Here is a 14,670-nt window from a genome sequence, read left to right as displayed (position 1 = left end):
TGCAAACGGGGAACGGCGGCCACGGGGGCCGCCGTTCGTGTCAGTCTTGCGGGCTTCAGTTGTTGGCCATGCTCGCGGCGAAACGCTCGAGCAGCTGGTTGCCTTCGGCTTCGATGTTGGCAAGCGCTTCGTCGACGCTGATGTCGCCGTTCAGGAAGCGCGACAGCTCGCGGTTTTCGACGTCGCGGATCTGCACGTAAAAGCCCATGCGGTAGCCTTGGGTGTTGTCGCCCGCGGGCAGCATCAGCTGCTTGATGCCGGTTTCGGCGGCGGGGAAACGGTCGTAGTGGCCATCCGACTTGGCCAGTTCATAAGCGGCTTCGGTGACCGGCACATAGCCGGTTTCACGGTGCCACATGTACTGCACCTCGGGCGAGGTCAGGTACTGGAAGAACGCGGCCGAGGCGGCGTTCTCTTCGGCCGATTTGCCCGACATGGCGAACAGCGCCGCGCCGCCGATGAAGGACTGGTAGCCCTCGTCGGTGATCGAGGCCCAGTGCGGCAGGTAGGTCGAGGCCCAGCCAAAGGGCAGGTCCAGCGCGGTCAGACCGCCGAAATCGCCCGAAGAGCCGATGTACATCGCCGCATCGCCATCGGTGAAATGCGCCTTGTTGTCATCCCACGAGGTTCCGTAGAAGCCGAACAGCCCATCGTCGAGCCATTGCTTCACCTGCGTGAAATGCATCTTCATCTCGGGCGAGTTGATCAGGATCTTGGTGTCGCTCGCACCGTCATAGCCGTTGTTGTTGGTCGCGAACGGCAGGTTGTGACGCGAGTGGAAGTTCTCGACGAATTCCCACGGTAGGTGCGTCTGCACCAGCGGGGTATAGCCGGCCTCCTTGATCGCCGGGGCGATCTGCGCAAATTCTTCATAGGTCGCCGGGGCCTCGACACCGGCCTTCGCCAGCGCGTCGCGGTTGTAATACAGCACCGGCGAGGACGAGTTGAACGGCATGCCGATCATGGTGCCGTCGCTGCCCGCGTAGAAATAGCGCACCCCGGCGATATAATCGGTGATGTCGAAATCGACGCCGTTCTGTTCCAGCAGATCCTGCACCGGGATGGTGGCGCCCTGCGCGCCGATCACGGTGGCGGCGCCGGCATCGAACACCTGCACGATGTTGGGCTGCTCACCGGCGCGGAAGGCGGCGATGGCGGCGGTCAGGGTTTCCTCATACGAGCCCTTGAACACCGGGGTGATGGTGTAATCGTCCTGGCTTTCGTTGAAGCCCTTGGCGATCTCGCCAACGACCTCGCCCAGATGGCCGCCCATACCGTGCCACCATGTGATGTCGGTTTCGGCCCATGCGGCCTGCGCGCTCAGCGTCAGGCTGGCAGCGGCGGTGAACTGGATGACCTGTTTCATGAAGAGTCTCCGGTGGTTGGAGGCCTTGCCGCGACGGGGCAGGCGGGAATGGGTTCAAGGGGGTGGGCCCCCATGAAGACCACCGCCTAGGCCGCGTCTGTAACGGCACCATGACCAATGCATGACAGTTTTCCATCGTGTGCGCCCCGGTGCCTGCGCGGCGCGGGCGGGGCCATCGGCGGCCCGCCCGCCCGCCGTCATGGCAGATCTCTGCACGGCGGCCCCGGTTTGCGCCGCCCCGCCTTTGGGCCCATTGATTTGTCATACAAGTTGTGACAGCCATCGTTCAACACGCGCCCAAGGCGCTGGCCGCGCCGCCACTTTGGGCCATCGCGACACGCAGAAAGGACGCCAGATGTTGACCGTCGAAACCCGCCACGCCGTCCACCCAGAGCACGCCAAGGGCATGGATACCGCGGCGCTGCGGGCGCATTTTCTCGGGCAGGGGCTGTTCGCACCCGGTGAAATCCGCCTGATCTACACCCATTACGACCGCTTCAGCCTTGGCGGCGCGGTGCCTGCGGGTGGCAGCCTGACGCTGGACAAGGTGGCGCAATCCGGGACCGACAGCTTTCTTGACCGGCGCGAAATGGGCATCGTCAACATCGGCGAGACCGGCACCGTCAGCGCCGCGGGCGAAACCTACCGGCTGAACTGCGGCGATGTGCTGTATCTTGGAATGGGCAGCGGCGCGGTGACCTTCGAAGGCGCGGGGCGGTTCTACATCACCTCGGCCCCGGCGCACCGGGCGCTGCCGTCGCGGCTGGTGACTGTGGCGGACTGCGTCAAGCTGCAGCTGGGCGCGCCGGAAACCGCGAACAAGCGCACCATCCAGCAGTTCATCCACCCGCAGGTGATGCAAAGCTGCCAGCTGATCCTTGGCTATACCACGCTCGAGCAGGGCTCGGTCTGGAACACCATCCCCAGCCACATTCACGACCGCCGGATGGAGGCCTATCTGTACTGGGGCATGGAGGAGACCACCCGCGTGCTGCACCTGATGGGCGAGCCGCAGGAAACCCGCCACCTGTTCGTCGCCAACGAAGACGCGGTGATCTCGCCCAGCTGGTCGGTGCATTCCGGGGCGGGGATCGGCGCCTACAGCTTTATCTGGGCGATGGCGGGCGATAACGTCGATTTCACCGACATGGATGTCATTCAACCCAAGGACTTGATGTAATGGGACCATTTTCTCTGGAAGGTCGCCGCGCGCTGGTGACGGGGGCCAATACCGGCATCGGGCAGGCCATCGCCCTGTCGCTGGCAGGGCAAGGCGCGCATGTGGTCTGCGCAGGGCGCCGCGCCTGCGACGAGACCGTCGCCGCGATCACCGCGGCAGGCGGGTCGGCAGACGCACTGCTGCTGGATTTCGCCGACCCGATGGCAGCGAAAGATGTCTTCGACGGGGCGGGCTACAGCATTCTTGTCAACAATGCCGGCATCATCCGCCGCGCGGAGTCGGTCGAGTATTCCGAGACCGACTGGGATGACGTGATGGACGTCAACCTCAAGGCGCTGTTCTTCACCTGTCAGGCGTTCGGCAAGGCGCTGATCGCGGAAGGCACGCCGGGGGCGGTGGTCAACATCGCCTCGCTGCTGTCGTTTCAGGGCGGCATCCGGGTGCCCGCCTATACGGCGTCCAAACACGGGGTCGCGGGGGTGACAAAGATCCTCGCCAACGAATGGGCGCCGCACCGGATCACCGTGAACGCCATCGCACCGGGCTACATCGCCACCAACAACACCGAGGCGCTGCGCGACGATCCGGAGCGCTCCAGAGCGATCCTAGATCGCATTCCCGCCGGGCGCTGGGGCGATCCGTCCGATATCGGCGGCACAGCAGCATTTCTGGCCTCGCCCGCTGCTGGCTACATCACCGGCGCGGTGCTGAACGTCGATGGCGGCTGGCTGGCGCGCTGATCGCTGCGCGAGATAAGGCAAAGGCCCCGCTGGCGCTGGCGGGGTCCATTTGCAGTAAGACCCTGCGAACCTATCATATGACTGCCTGAAATATGCGGCCGCATCTGCGGACAGGAGCGCCCACCCCGAACCGCGCCCCCCCGTCTTGTGCGACCTGTTCAGCGCCAATCCGATGTGCGTGATGCCCGGGGGCGCAGAACCCGGCGCAATCTGGCCCCGCGCGCCCGACCACGGGCGCGGGCCATTCGCTGCCAAGCCCGGCAACGCCTTGGTGCAAACCTCCCTCGCGGGCGAGGCCCTGATCCCTGCCAACGCCAAGATCCACGAATAGAACACCTCCGACAGGCTGATGCCCTCCGGCGAGAGCTGACGCCACCCCCTTCTTCTGGCCTGAAATATCCCGGGGGGCTTGGGGGGCAGCGCCCCCCGTCGGCGTGGATGACAAACTCGCGCCCAAACCCTCAAAGCCTCGCATCGAATAGGGGCGAGGTCTGGCGCGTCGGTGAAGTCTTCTCGCGATCCCGGATGGCAACACCGCCCTCACAGGCGAGGCCAATCGACGCTTCCATCGCGGGATCGGTGGCAAAGATTGGCGACGAGGGCGTTCTGCTGCCGCCCCATTGCCCAATCGACGCCCACAAGAGGGTCTCGAACAGTTCCCCTCGCCGGGATATCCGCCAAGCGCTTGTTGGCACGCCAGAGCTCAATCGCCACCCCACGAGGCCAGCGAGGCGCGCGGGCCCAAGATCAGCGCGAGGGGGCCCGAGGCGGCCTTGCCACATCGCCCGGCACGCCGAGGACCATGCCGTCTTCGAAGCCATCCTCATCAGCACGTTCTACCCGCAACGCGGGCGTCAGGCTTGAAGGCCCTGAAGCTGGCGATATAGGCTCGCCTCTGGCGGGGCTGAACGGCGAAGACCAAGAGCGCCTGCAAGATCCTGTCGAGGCCAATAAAGGAACACCGCCAGCGTCTGCCCATGGCTCTTGCCCATGCAGGCTGGCAGCCCCGCATGTGAAAACCGAAAAGATCTGGGCGAGGCCCCGGAACGCTCTGCACCGGAGATATCATGATCACCCGTAAATTGACCGGATCCGCGCCGCGTACAGCCATGCCCAAGGGCGCCGTCGATACGCAGATGCATATGTATCTGCCGGGCTTTGCCATGCGCGGCGATGGGCTTGGCCGCCCCGCCGACCCGTTGCCCACGCCCGATATGTACCGCGAGACGATGCGCTGGCTGGGGCTGGAATCGGTTGTGATCACCCAAGGCAACGCCCATGGCACCGACAGCGCCAACCTGCTGGCCTGCCTTGCGACGATGGGCGATTGCGCCCGGGGCGTTGCGGCGATTTCGCCTGATACGCCGCAGGCAGAGATCGCCCGCCTGTCGGATGGCGGCATCGTCGGGGCGCGGATCATGGATCTTCCGGGCGGGGCCGTCGGGCTTGACGCGCTCGAAGCGGTGGATGCCATCGCCGCCGATGCGGGCTGGATGATGGCGGTGCAATTCGACGGCTCGGCACTTGTGGCGCTAGAGCCGCGCCTTGCCGCGCTGAAATCGCGCTGGGTGCTCGACCATCACGCCAAGATCCTTGACGGTGCGACCCCGGCCCATATCGCCGTGATCAAGCGGTTGATCGACACCGGGCGCTGCTGGTTCAAGTTCGCGGCCTGTTATGAAAGCTCGCGCAGCGGCGGCCCGGATTTTGCCGACATCGGCGCGGTGGCCCGCGAGATCGGCGCCCACGCGCCTGAGCGCATCGTCTGGGGCACCAACTGGCCGCACAACGGCGCGCAGCGCAGCGAGGATTACCCCGACGACGCAGATCTGCTTGATCTGGCCATGTCGTGGCTGCCGGATGATGCAGCGCGCCGCGCGGCGCTGGTCGACACGCCGCGCGCGCTTTACGGCTTTGGTCCGGCATGACGACAGCCCCGGCGCAGGCAGCCCGGTCCTGATCCCCGCGCTGCTTTGGCGATGGGCCGGGCGCTCTGCCAGCAACCGCGCGTGATGCGAAAGCGGCCGCTATCGCATCACGCGAATGACAGGGCCGCGCCGCTCTGCGAATGGTCGTGCCGTTGTGCGATGATCCGCCAATGGCGCAGGGCACCCCCGCGCCAGCAGGGATGCTTACAGAAAATCGTCGCGGCGCGGGGTGAAGCAATCCACCAGCCGCCCCGCTTCGAGGCATTCGCAGCCGTGCCGCGCGCCCGAGGGGATGACGAAACTGTCGCCGGGGCCGACTTCGAAGGTCTCATCGTCAAGGAAGAACCGGTACCGCCCGCTTTCGACAAAGGTCGATTGCACATGCGGGTGGTCGTGCAACGCGCCGATAGCGCCCGCCTCGAAGCGGAAGGAGACCACCATCAGTTCGGGTGCATCCGCCAGAACCTGGCGCAAGACGCCGGGGCCGGGAGAGATCTCGGGAAAGCTTTGGACCGGCTCGCTCATGCTGTTTTCTCCATTGTCAGGTCTGTTTCGAAAAGATGTATGACGTATTCCGGCCTCAGGATAGCCCGGCGGATCCGGCCCGCAGAATGGCGCGATACCGCGCCTGACTGCTCTTGAGATGCTGGCGCATCGCCGCATGGGCGGCGTCTTCGTCGCCATCGAGAATGGCGTTCACGATGATCTGGTGCTCGTTGCAGATCAGCTCAAGATACTCCTTGGGCGCGGGGTCGGGGGTGGCATCGCTCAGTGCCTTGCGCGGGATCAGGTTCGAGCCAAGCATCGACAGGAAATCGCCGAAGCGCGGGTTGTTGGTGGCCTCGGCGATGGCGAGATGCAGCGCGAAATCCGCCTCGACCGTGGGTTCGCCCGCGGCGGCGGCGCGGGCCACCTCGTGCAGGGCGCTGATGATCCGCTCTTCCTGCGCCGGAGACCGGCGCTGCGCCGCCAGCGCGGCGGCTTCGCATTCCACCGCGGTGCGCAGTTCTAGCAATTCGATCATCGAGGAAATCCGCACGAAGTCGATGTTCTGGAACGGCAGATCGACCGGCGTTGGTGGTGTCAGCGCAAAGACCCCAGCACCCTGACGCGGCTCGACCAGCCCATCGGAGCGCAACGAGGCGACGGCCTCGCGGATCACCGTCCGGCTGACGCCGAAGTCGCGGGTCAACTGCGCCTCGCTCGGCAGGCGCGCGCCCGGCGGATAGCTGCCCGACAGGATCTGCTTGTGCAGCGTCTTGCGCACCTTTTCGACAAGGGTGCGCCCGGAGGCCGGGCGAGGGCTACGGCGCGGCTTTGCTGGCGTATCCATTCTGGCGGGCTTACTTCTCATACAGGCGTGCGATGCGAAGTATGACATTTGCGATTTTTCTTGTCCATGCAACCCGGCTTTCGCCGCAGGGCCGAAGCCCGGGTTCAACATGGTGAAATCTGCGTCGGCTATTGCCGGGCAGGCCGTGGTGCTGGGCGTGGCGCTGGCCCCGCCATTGGCACAACCGGGCGAGGTATGAGGTGGCTGAACATCCATTCCTGTGGCTGCCTTAAAAAGGCGTCCGCTCGCTGACCCAAGGATGATCGAGAGCGCAGCCCGACCGCGGATCAACGGCGGCAGGGCTCAGCGCAACCGCGCTTGCCCGCTTTTGACGCGCCGGATCGGGATCGAGGATTCCAGCGAGGCCACACCGGCAATCTTGGTCAGACGGGCGGTGAGAAAGCTCTCGAACTCTTCAAGGTCGCGCACCGAAATGCGCAGCAGATAATCCCGGTTGCCGGTCATCAACCAGCAATCCACAACCTCGGGGCAGAGCGCGATGTCACGTTCGAAATTGACCAGCCGGTCGTCGATCTGCCGATCCAGTTTCACCGAGACAAAGATGCTCATGGCAAAGCCCAGCTTGCGCTCGTCGACGCGGGCGCCATAGCCGTTGATGATGCCGTTGCCCTCCATGATGCGGATGCGCCGCGAACAGGGCGAGGGCGACAGGCCGACGCGCTCGCTCAGCTCGTGATGCGACAGGCGGGCATTGTTTTGCAGCTCTCGCAGGATCTTCAGATCGGTTTCGTCGAGCTTGTGGGCCATACTGAAATCCTGGTTCATTTGGGGCGTAATGCCGCCAAACACGACAGATATCAGCTAAAAAATCGAAAAACCATGGCAAGATTGGCCAGCTTCACCACGGATTTTCAGCGACACTTCGCCCAAGGCAGGAGGCCAGAATGAATACATCCGTTTCCAAAGCACGTCCCGATCAAGACCCCGTCGAGACCGCCGACTGGCTTGACGCCTTCGAGGCGATCACCCAGACCTGCGGCGCGGATCGCGCGCAATTCGTGCTGCGCCAGGTTCAGGATCATGCGCATCGCCTTGGCGTGACCACTTCCGGCCTGCCCTATTCGGCCTATCGCAACACCATCCCGCTTGCGCGCCAGCCCGCCTATCCCGGCGATCAGGAGATGGAGGAACGCCTCACCGCAATGATCCGCTGGAATGCGCTGGCGATGGTGGTGCGCGCCAACAAGGCGTACGGCGAACTGGGCGGGCATATCGCCTCTTACGCCTCGGCTGCCGAGATTTTCGAGGTAGGCTTCAACCATTTCTTCCGCGCCAAAACCGACAGTTTCGGCGGCGATCTGGTGTATTTTCAGCCCCATTCCGCGCCCGGCGTCTATGCCCGCGCCTTTCTCGAAGGCCGTCTGAGCAAGGACGATATCGCCAATTACCGTCAGGAAGAGCCGGGCAATGGCCTGTGCTCCTATCCGCATCCGTGGTTGATGAATGAATTCTGGCAATTGCCCACCGGCTCCATGGGGATCGGGCCGCTGTCTGCGGTCTATCAGGCCCGCTTCATGCGCTATCTGCAAGCGCGCGGGCTGGCCGACACCCAAGAGCGCCATGTCTGGGGGGTGTTTGGCGATGGCGAAATGGACGAGCCGGAATCTATCGCGGGGCTGACCCTCGCCGCGCGCGAGGGGCTGGATAACCTGACCTTCATCGTGAATTGCAACTTGCAGCGCCTCGATGGGCCGGTGCGCGGCAATGGGCAGATCATTCAGGAACTGGAATCCCTGTTCATCGGCGCGGGCTGGAATGTGATCAAGGTGCTGTGGGGGTCGCAATGGGATACCCTGTTCGCCAGCGACACCGACAACGTCTTGCTGCGCCGCTTTGCCGAAACGGTGGATGGCGAATACCAGAACCTTGGGTCCAAGGCCGGCGATTACAACCGCGCCAAGTTCTTTGACGCCGATCCGGCGACGGCGGCGCTGGTCGCGCATATGTCGGATGAGGAAATCCACCAGTTGAAGCGGGGCGGCCATGATCTGAAGAAGCTCTACGCCGCCTTTGCCGCCGCCAAGGCGCATCAGGGCCGCCCGACGGTGATCCTGACCAAGACGAAAAAGGGCTACGGCATGGGCGGGGCGGGGGAATCCCGGATGATCGCTCATCAGGCCAAGAAGCTCGATATCGAAGCGCTGAAGAACTTCCGCGACCGGTTCAAGCTGCCGCTGTCGGATCAGGCGGTCGAGGCGCTTGAATTCCTTCATCCCGGCGAGGACAGCGCCGAGATCAGATACCTTCAGCAGCGGCGCGCCAGCCTTGGCGGCTATCTGCCAAGCCGCCCGCTTGTCGCCGATGCGCCCGCCCCGCAGCGCCCGGCGCTGGACGCCTACGCAAAGTTCGCGATCATGGCCGAGGGCAAGGAGATGTCCACCACCATGGCAGCGGTGCGGATGATGGGCGGGCTGCTGCGCGACAAGGCCTTCGGCCCGCGCATCGTGCCCATCGTCGCGGATGAGGCGCGCACCTTCGGCATGGAAAACCTGTTCCGACAGGTCGGGATCTACGCGCCAAAAGGCCAGACCTACGAGCCCGAAGATGCCGGGTCGATGATGTATTACAAGGAATCCACCGACGGGCAGCTGCTTGAAGAAGGCATCACCGAAGCCGGCGCGCTCAGCTCGTGGACAGCGGCGGCGACGGCCTATTCGACCCATGGCACCGAGATGCTGCCGATCTACATCTACTATTCGATGTTCGGCTTCCAGCGGGTTGGCGATCTGATTTGGGCCGCCGCCGATCAACGCGCCCGCGGGTTCCTGTTCGGGGCGACGGCGGGGCGCACCACCCTGTCGGGCGAAGGCTTGCAGCATCAGGACGGCTCCAGCCATCTTATGGCGGCAACCGTGCCCAATTGCCGGGCCTATGATCCGTGTTTCGCCGGTGAACTGGCGGTGATCATGGATCACGGCATGACCCGGATGATGGATGAGAAGCGCGACGAATTTTACTACATCACCGTGATGAACGAGAATTACGCCCAGCCCAGCCTGAAAGACGGCACGCAGGCGGATATCATCAAGGGCATGTATCTGTTCGACAGCCGCGGCGACACGGGGCCGCGGGTGCGGCTGCTTGGCTCTGGCACGATCCTGCGCGAGGTGATCGCGGCGGCAGATCTTCTGGCGGGTTACGGCATTGCGTCCGACATCTATTCGGTCACATCCTTCAGCGAACTGGCCCGCGACGCCGCCGAGGCCGAGCGCCGCGCGCGGCTTGGCACGCCAACCGTTTCGCATGTGGAAACCCTGCTGCCCGGGTGCGCGCCCATCATCGCCGCCAGCGATTATGTCCGCGCCGTTCCCGCGCAGATCGCGCCCTATCTCGACACGCGGATGACGATCCTTGGCACCGACGGCTTTGGCCGCTCTGCCAGCCGCAAGGCGCTGCGCCGCTTCTTCGAGGTGGATCGCCAGCATGTCGCCCTTGGTGCAATCGAGGCCTTGCTGCGCAGCGGCGACATCGACGCTTCGATCCTGTCGCGCGCCATGGGCGACATGGGGATCGAGCCCGCGCCGAACGCGCCGTGGCTGGTCTGAGGGGGATGAGCATGGCACAAACGATCGACATTCACGTCCCCGATATCGGCGATTTCTCCGACGTTCCCGTGGTCGAAATTCCGGTGTCGGTGGGCGATGTGATCGCGGCGGAAGACATCATCCTGATCGTGGAATCCGACAAGGCGACGCTGGACATCCCCAGCCCGCAGGCGGGGCGCATCGCGGCAATCGAACTGGCCGAAGGCACCAAGGTGAGCCAAGGCACGCTGATCTTGCGACTGGAAAGCGAGGGCAGCATGATAACGCCTGCGCCGTCAAAGCACGCCCCGGCGCCGCTCGCGCCAGAGACTAAGGCGCCGCTGCCACCGCAGATGCACGAAACGGGCGCGCCCGCCCACGCCTCGCCCTCGGTGCGCAAATTTGCGCGCAGCCTTGGCGTGGCGATTGCGGGGATTGCGGGAACCGGGCCAAAAGGCCGGATCCTGCGCGAAGATGTCGAAGCCTTCGTGAAAGCCGAACTGACCAAAGGGGCGGAAACCCTGGCCGCGCCCTCTGCCACGGCGGGTCTGCCCGACTGGCCGCAGGTCGATTTTGCTAAATTCGGCCCGGTTGATCGCCAGCCCCTGTCGCGGATCGCCAAACTCTCCGGCCCCGCTCTGGCGCGCAATGCGCTGATCATCCCGCATGTCTGCAATTTCGACGCCGCCGATGTCACCGATCTGGAGACCTTTCGCAAGACGCTGAACGCCGAGGCGAGCGACGCGGCCAAGCTCACCATGCTGGCCTTTACCGTCAAAGCGGTGGTCTCGGCCTTGAAGGCCTTCCCGAAATTCAACGCCTCGCTCGATGGCGACAGCTTGGTGATGAAGCGCTATTGGAACATCGGCGTTGCCGCCGATACGCCCGATGGGCTGGTGGTGCCGGTGATCAGGCAGGCCGACCAGAAGGGCCTGCGCGAGATCGCGGCCGAGATGGCTGACCTTGCCAGCGCCGCGCGGACGGGCAAGATCAAACCCAGCGATATGCAGGGCGCGACCTTCACCATTTCCTCGCTCGGCGGCGTTGGCGGCACGGGCTTTACCCCGATCATCAACGCGCCCGAGGTTGCGATACTGGGCATGACGCGGGCGGCGATCCAGCCGGTCTGGGACGGCGCGCAATTCCTGCCGCGCCTGATCCAGCCGCTCAGCCTGAGCTGGGATCACCGCGTCGTGGACGGGGTTCTTGCGGCGCGCTTCCTTGCGCATGTGTCAACGATCCTTGGCGATTTCCGCCGGTTGTCGGTGTGAGGGCGGTGATGACAACAGATATTCTGATCCCGGCAATCGGCGATTTCAACGAGGTGCCGATCATCGAAATCGCGGTCGCCGTGGGCGATGTGGTCGCGGTGGATGACCTGATCCTGATGCTGGAATCCGACAAGGCGACGCTGGATATTCCCAGCCCGGTTGCCGGAATAATCACCGAGATCCTCGTCACCGAAGGCGAGCGCGTCAGCGAAGGCAGCCTGATCATGCGGATCGAGGCGACAGGGGCGATCGCTCAGGCGGCAGCGGCGGCAGCCGATCACGCCTCGCTGGTGGTGATCGGGGCCGGGCCGGGGGGCTATACGGCGGCGTTTCGCGCGGCGGATCTGGGGCGCGACGTGGTGCTGATCGATCCGCGCGCCAGTCTTGGCGGGGTCTGCCTCAATGTCGGGTGCATCCCGTCCAAGGCCCTGCTGCATATGGCGAAACTGAGCAGCGATGCGATGGCGGCCGCCGAACATGGCATGGGGTTTGCGCCCCCTGCGATCGATCTGGACAAGCTGCGCGCCTTCAAGGATGGCGTCGTCGGGCGCCTGACGGGCGGGCTTGCGGGGCTGGCAAAGCGCCGCAAGGTGCGGCTCATTCGCGGCACCGCGCAGTTCACCGGGCCGCATCAATTGCGTGTCGATACCGCCGACGGCGGGCTGGATCTGGGGTTCGATCAGGCGATCATCTCGGTCGGGTCCGAGCCCGTGCGCCTGCCGTTCCTGCCCGAGGATCCCCGCATCATCGACAGCACCGGCGCGCTGGACCTCGCCGAGATCCCCAAGCGCATGCTGGTGATCGGCGGCGGCATCATCGGGCTGGAAATGGCTCAGGTCTATGCCGCGCTTGGCAGTGACATCGACATCGTCGAACTGGCGGATCAGATCATACCGGGCGCTGATGCCGATATCGTCCGACCCTTGGCCAAGCGGCTCGAGGCAGCCTACACGCTGCGCACCCGCACCAAGGTCACGCGCGTCGAGGCGGCCGAAAGCCTGACCGCGACGCTGGAGGGGCCAGAGGGCGTGCAAACCCTCGCCTATGACCGGATTCTGGTCGCGGTGGGGCGGCGGCCCAATGGCGCGACACTCGCCCCCGAAGCGGCGGGCGTTGCGATGGATGCGGGCGGGTTCCTGCCGGTGAACGCGCTGATGCAGACCGGCCAGCCGCATATATTCGCCGTCGGGGATGTGGTCGGGCAACCGATGCTGGCGCATAAGGCGGTGCATCAGGCGAAGGTCGCCGCCGAGGTGGCCTGCGGCGAAAAGGCGGCGTTCGACGCGACCTGCATCCCCTTTGTGGCCTATACCGACCCCGAGGTCGCTTGGATCGGCTTGACGGAAAATGACGCGAAATCAAAGGGGATAAAGGTGAAAACCGGCAAGTTCCCATGGATGGCATCCGGGCGTGCGCTGTCGTTGGGCCGCGATGACGGGGTGACCAAGCTGATCTTTGATCCCGACACCGGCAGGGTGCTTGGCGCCGGGATCGTCGGGCCACATGCGGGCGATCTGATCGCCGAAATCGCCCTCGCGATCGAGATGGGCGCGGATGCCGAAGACATCGGCCTGACCATTCACCCCCATCCCACCTTGTCGGAAACCATCGGATTCGCCGCCGAAGCCTATCTTGGCACATTGACCGACCTTTAAACGCACGGCCCCCGAGTGTTGCAAAATCCGGGGGCCGGGCTGGCGCTGGGAAAAGCACGGGATCGGGCGCGTCATGGCACATACATCAGGATCGGGTCCAAAACAGCTGACCGAACTGGACACCCGCAAGGGGGATCCGGGCCTATGACGGGCTGCGCGCCTTTGAACGCTCTGAAAGACCGCTTGGCGTCAAGGATCTCGCCGCGCTGGCCGGGATGACGGCGTTGCAGGCGCATCATTCCCTCATGCCCCTCGCAGCAGCGCCATCGCGCAGCGATCGCCAATACGAACCGGGTTCCTGACGCCTCAGCTTGCTGCGCCGACTTGAACCGCTGGAAAGCGCGGTTTCGCGACGCCACCGGTCAGGTGACCTTTATCGCGGTCTCGGACCAGTCGCAGCATCTGCCGCCCATGATCGTGTCGCAATTGGTCGGGCTGCCGGATTTCGACAAGGAGAACACGCTGAAATGGGCCGCAGCGGCCTTTGACGTTCTGGGCGTTAGGAACGAGCGTGGGACGCAGCCGGTCGCGGCCAAAAAGAAAATGCGCGCCCTCATCAGCAGTCAGGTGAACCCTGATACGCCGAAGCCGGGCAACTGGACCTACTGCATCCTTGATCTGCTCGATCCGGGCAAGCTGGATGTCGATCTCGCACCCTTTGCGCTCCGCGATGACATCGATCCGACGATTTCGCTCACCGTCCAGCCGATCTCTCAATTGTCGCAAAATCCTGCGGATTGGGACAGGCTGCGCGACAACCCGGATCTTTGCCGCTCTGCGGTGCACGAGGCACTGCGTCAGGGCTGCGGCGCGCGAGCAGGTCGCGGCAGGTATCTTGGCGCTGATGCTGACCTCGACGCAAGGCGCCCGCTGCCCAAGGCAAGCCCCGGCGCCCACATCGATGGGCATATCCGCGACGGGCTGGTGCGGCAGTATTCGCTGATCAATGACACCGCAGCGGCCTACCGGATCGCTGTGCACAAAGAGCCGAAATCGCGCGGTGGCTCCATCGCCATGCACGCGCGTTTTGCGCCCGGTAGGGCGATGGCGATCAGCTCGCCGCGCAACAATTTCCCGCAGGAGAAGGCCGCCGCGCAAAGTATCCTGTTTGGCGGCGGAATCGGCATGACGCCGGTGCTGGCAATGGCCTGGGCTTTGCACCGGCAAGGCAAGCCGTTCGAATGCCATTTCTCGGCACGCTCGCGCGACCGGGCGCCCTTTGGGGGCGGCCTGAACAGCTTGCCCTTTGCCGACCGGATCGGCATCTATCTCGACAATCAAGCCGCGCCGCGCCTCGATGTATCCGCGATGCTGAGAACGGCAATGCCCGGTTGCGCCGCATGCTCTGGCTGGCGCGCCCTAAACGCGCCGTGGTCAAACATGGCTCCCCCTCTTCAAGCGGCGAGCCCATGGGATAGGCGCGTCACGGTGACCTCGACGCCCTGTTGCGCGTTGGCACCACCCCGATACCTACGCCGAGCGGCACCGCCAAACACAAGACGTCCGCCAGCTTCACGCCCCCCATCCTGATGTTGTCGTGGCGCTCCAGCCATGGGGGGGCAATGTCACCAAAAGGCCTGGCGAGGCACTGAAGGTGATCTAGCACAGCGGCGGGGAACTGGGGCCGGTGGAACGATACGGCCGCGCGTTGG

The 14,670-nt window shown here is 64.7% G+C and carries 11 protein-coding genes; 7 read left to right on the top strand and 4 right to left on the bottom strand.

The features are described 5' to 3' along the window. Positions 1 to 55: 55 nt before the first annotated feature. Positions 56 to 1,366: an extracellular solute-binding protein gene (locus KO516_RS11280; protein WP_216003888.1), complete on the bottom strand. Its 1,311-nt coding sequence runs from the start codon at positions 1,364 to 1,366 to the stop codon at positions 56 to 58. 355 nt (positions 1,367 to 1,721) lie between these two features. On the opposite strand from KO516_RS11280, the gene kduI reads away from it, so the two are divergent. From kduI to KO516_RS11265, 3 genes are all read left to right on the top strand, one after another. Further along, on the top strand, positions 1,722 to 2,546 hold the full coding sequence (gene kduI, locus KO516_RS11275; RefSeq protein ID WP_216003887.1) for a 5-dehydro-4-deoxy-D-glucuronate isomerase: 825 nt from the start codon (positions 1,722 to 1,724) through the stop codon (positions 2,544 to 2,546). After that, complete coding sequence (gene kduD / locus KO516_RS11270; protein WP_216003886.1) at positions 2,546 to 3,286, top strand: 2-dehydro-3-deoxy-D-gluconate 5-dehydrogenase KduD; 741 nt, start codon at positions 2,546 to 2,548, stop codon at positions 3,284 to 3,286. The genes kduI and kduD overlap by 1 nt, the downstream gene beginning before the upstream one ends. 1,067 nt (positions 3,287 to 4,353) lie before the next feature. Next, positions 4,354 to 5,214 carry an amidohydrolase family protein gene (locus KO516_RS11265; protein WP_216003885.1) on the top strand — a complete coding sequence of 287 codons (861 nt, stop codon included), beginning with the start codon at positions 4,354 to 4,356 and terminating at the stop codon, positions 5,212 to 5,214. 204 nt (positions 5,215 to 5,418) lie between these two features. Here KO516_RS11265 and KO516_RS11260 read toward each other — a convergent pair whose 3' ends face one another. The 3 genes from KO516_RS11260 to KO516_RS11250 form a co-directional block, all read right to left on the bottom strand. Next, complete coding sequence (locus KO516_RS11260) at positions 5,419 to 5,739, bottom strand: cupin domain-containing protein (protein ID WP_216003884.1); 321 nt, start codon at positions 5,737 to 5,739, stop codon at positions 5,419 to 5,421. Positions 5,740 to 5,794: 55 nt separating this feature from the next. After that, positions 5,795 to 6,547, bottom strand: a complete 753-nt coding sequence (locus tag KO516_RS11255) for a FadR/GntR family transcriptional regulator (protein WP_216003883.1) — start codon at positions 6,545 to 6,547, stop codon at positions 5,795 to 5,797. Positions 6,548 to 6,850: 303 nt separating this feature from the next. Further along, positions 6,851 to 7,315 (bottom strand): Lrp/AsnC family transcriptional regulator, encoded by a 465-nt coding sequence (locus KO516_RS11250; protein ID WP_216003882.1) that lies wholly within the window; start codon positions 7,313 to 7,315, stop codon positions 6,851 to 6,853. A gap of 137 nt (positions 7,316 to 7,452) precedes the next feature. Here KO516_RS11250 and mdeB point away from each other — a divergent pair, with 137 nt between their 5' ends. The 4 genes from mdeB (at position 7,453) to KO516_RS11230 (ending at position 14,548) form a co-directional block, all read left to right on the top strand. Continuing rightward, positions 7,453 to 10,113, top strand: a complete 2,661-nt coding sequence (gene mdeB / locus KO516_RS11245) for an alpha-ketoglutarate dehydrogenase (protein ID WP_216003881.1) — start codon at positions 7,453 to 7,455, stop codon at positions 10,111 to 10,113. 11 nt (positions 10,114 to 10,124) lie between these two features. Continuing rightward, a complete protein-coding gene (locus tag KO516_RS11240; protein ID WP_216003880.1) occupies positions 10,125 to 11,363 on the top strand; it encodes a 2-oxo acid dehydrogenase subunit E2 in 1,239 nt (412 codons plus the stop codon). Between the two features lie 8 nt (positions 11,364 to 11,371). Then, entirely contained in the window at positions 11,372 to 13,018 is a 1,647-nt protein-coding gene (gene lpdA / locus KO516_RS11235; protein ID WP_216003879.1) for a dihydrolipoyl dehydrogenase, read from the top strand. Positions 13,019 to 13,342: 324 nt separating this feature from the next. Next, positions 13,343 to 14,548: a ferredoxin reductase gene (locus tag KO516_RS11230; protein ID WP_216003878.1), complete on the top strand. Its 1,206-nt coding sequence runs from the start codon at positions 13,343 to 13,345 to the stop codon at positions 14,546 to 14,548. Positions 14,549 to 14,670 lie beyond the last annotated feature (122 nt).

It is taken from the genome of Citreicella sp. C3M06 (assembly GCF_018860705.1).
Taxonomy (GTDB): Bacteria; Pseudomonadota; Alphaproteobacteria; order Rhodobacterales; family Rhodobacteraceae; genus Salipiger.
This window is presented reverse-complemented; position numbering and strand designations above follow the sequence as displayed.

What these genes read in the sequence shown, in the direction of transcription:
- KO516_RS11280 (WP_216003888.1), bottom strand. Translation starts at nt 1,366, where the DNA reads ATGAAACAGGTCATCCAGTTCACCGCCGCTGCCAGCCTGACGCTGAGC.
- kduI (WP_216003887.1), top strand. Translation starts at nt 1,722, where the DNA reads ATGTTGACCGTCGAAACCCGCCACGCCGTCCACCCAGAGCACGCCAAG.
- kduD (WP_216003886.1), top strand. Translation starts at nt 2,546, where the DNA reads ATGGGACCATTTTCTCTGGAAGGTCGCCGCGCGCTGGTGACGGGGGCC.
- KO516_RS11265 (WP_216003885.1), top strand. Translation starts at nt 4,354, where the DNA reads ATGATCACCCGTAAATTGACCGGATCCGCGCCGCGTACAGCCATGCCC.
- KO516_RS11260 (WP_216003884.1), bottom strand. Translation starts at nt 5,739, where the DNA reads ATGAGCGAGCCGGTCCAAAGCTTTCCCGAGATCTCTCCCGGCCCCGGC.
- KO516_RS11255 (WP_216003883.1), bottom strand. Translation starts at nt 6,547, where the DNA reads ATGGATACGCCAGCAAAGCCGCGCCGTAGCCCTCGCCCGGCCTCCGGG.
- KO516_RS11250 (WP_216003882.1), bottom strand. Translation starts at nt 7,315, where the DNA reads ATGGCCCACAAGCTCGACGAAACCGATCTGAAGATCCTGCGAGAGCTG.
- mdeB (WP_216003881.1), top strand. Translation starts at nt 7,453, where the DNA reads ATGAATACATCCGTTTCCAAAGCACGTCCCGATCAAGACCCCGTCGAG.
- KO516_RS11240 (WP_216003880.1), top strand. Translation starts at nt 10,125, where the DNA reads ATGGCACAAACGATCGACATTCACGTCCCCGATATCGGCGATTTCTCC.
- lpdA (WP_216003879.1), top strand. Translation starts at nt 11,372, where the DNA reads ATGACAACAGATATTCTGATCCCGGCAATCGGCGATTTCAACGAGGTG.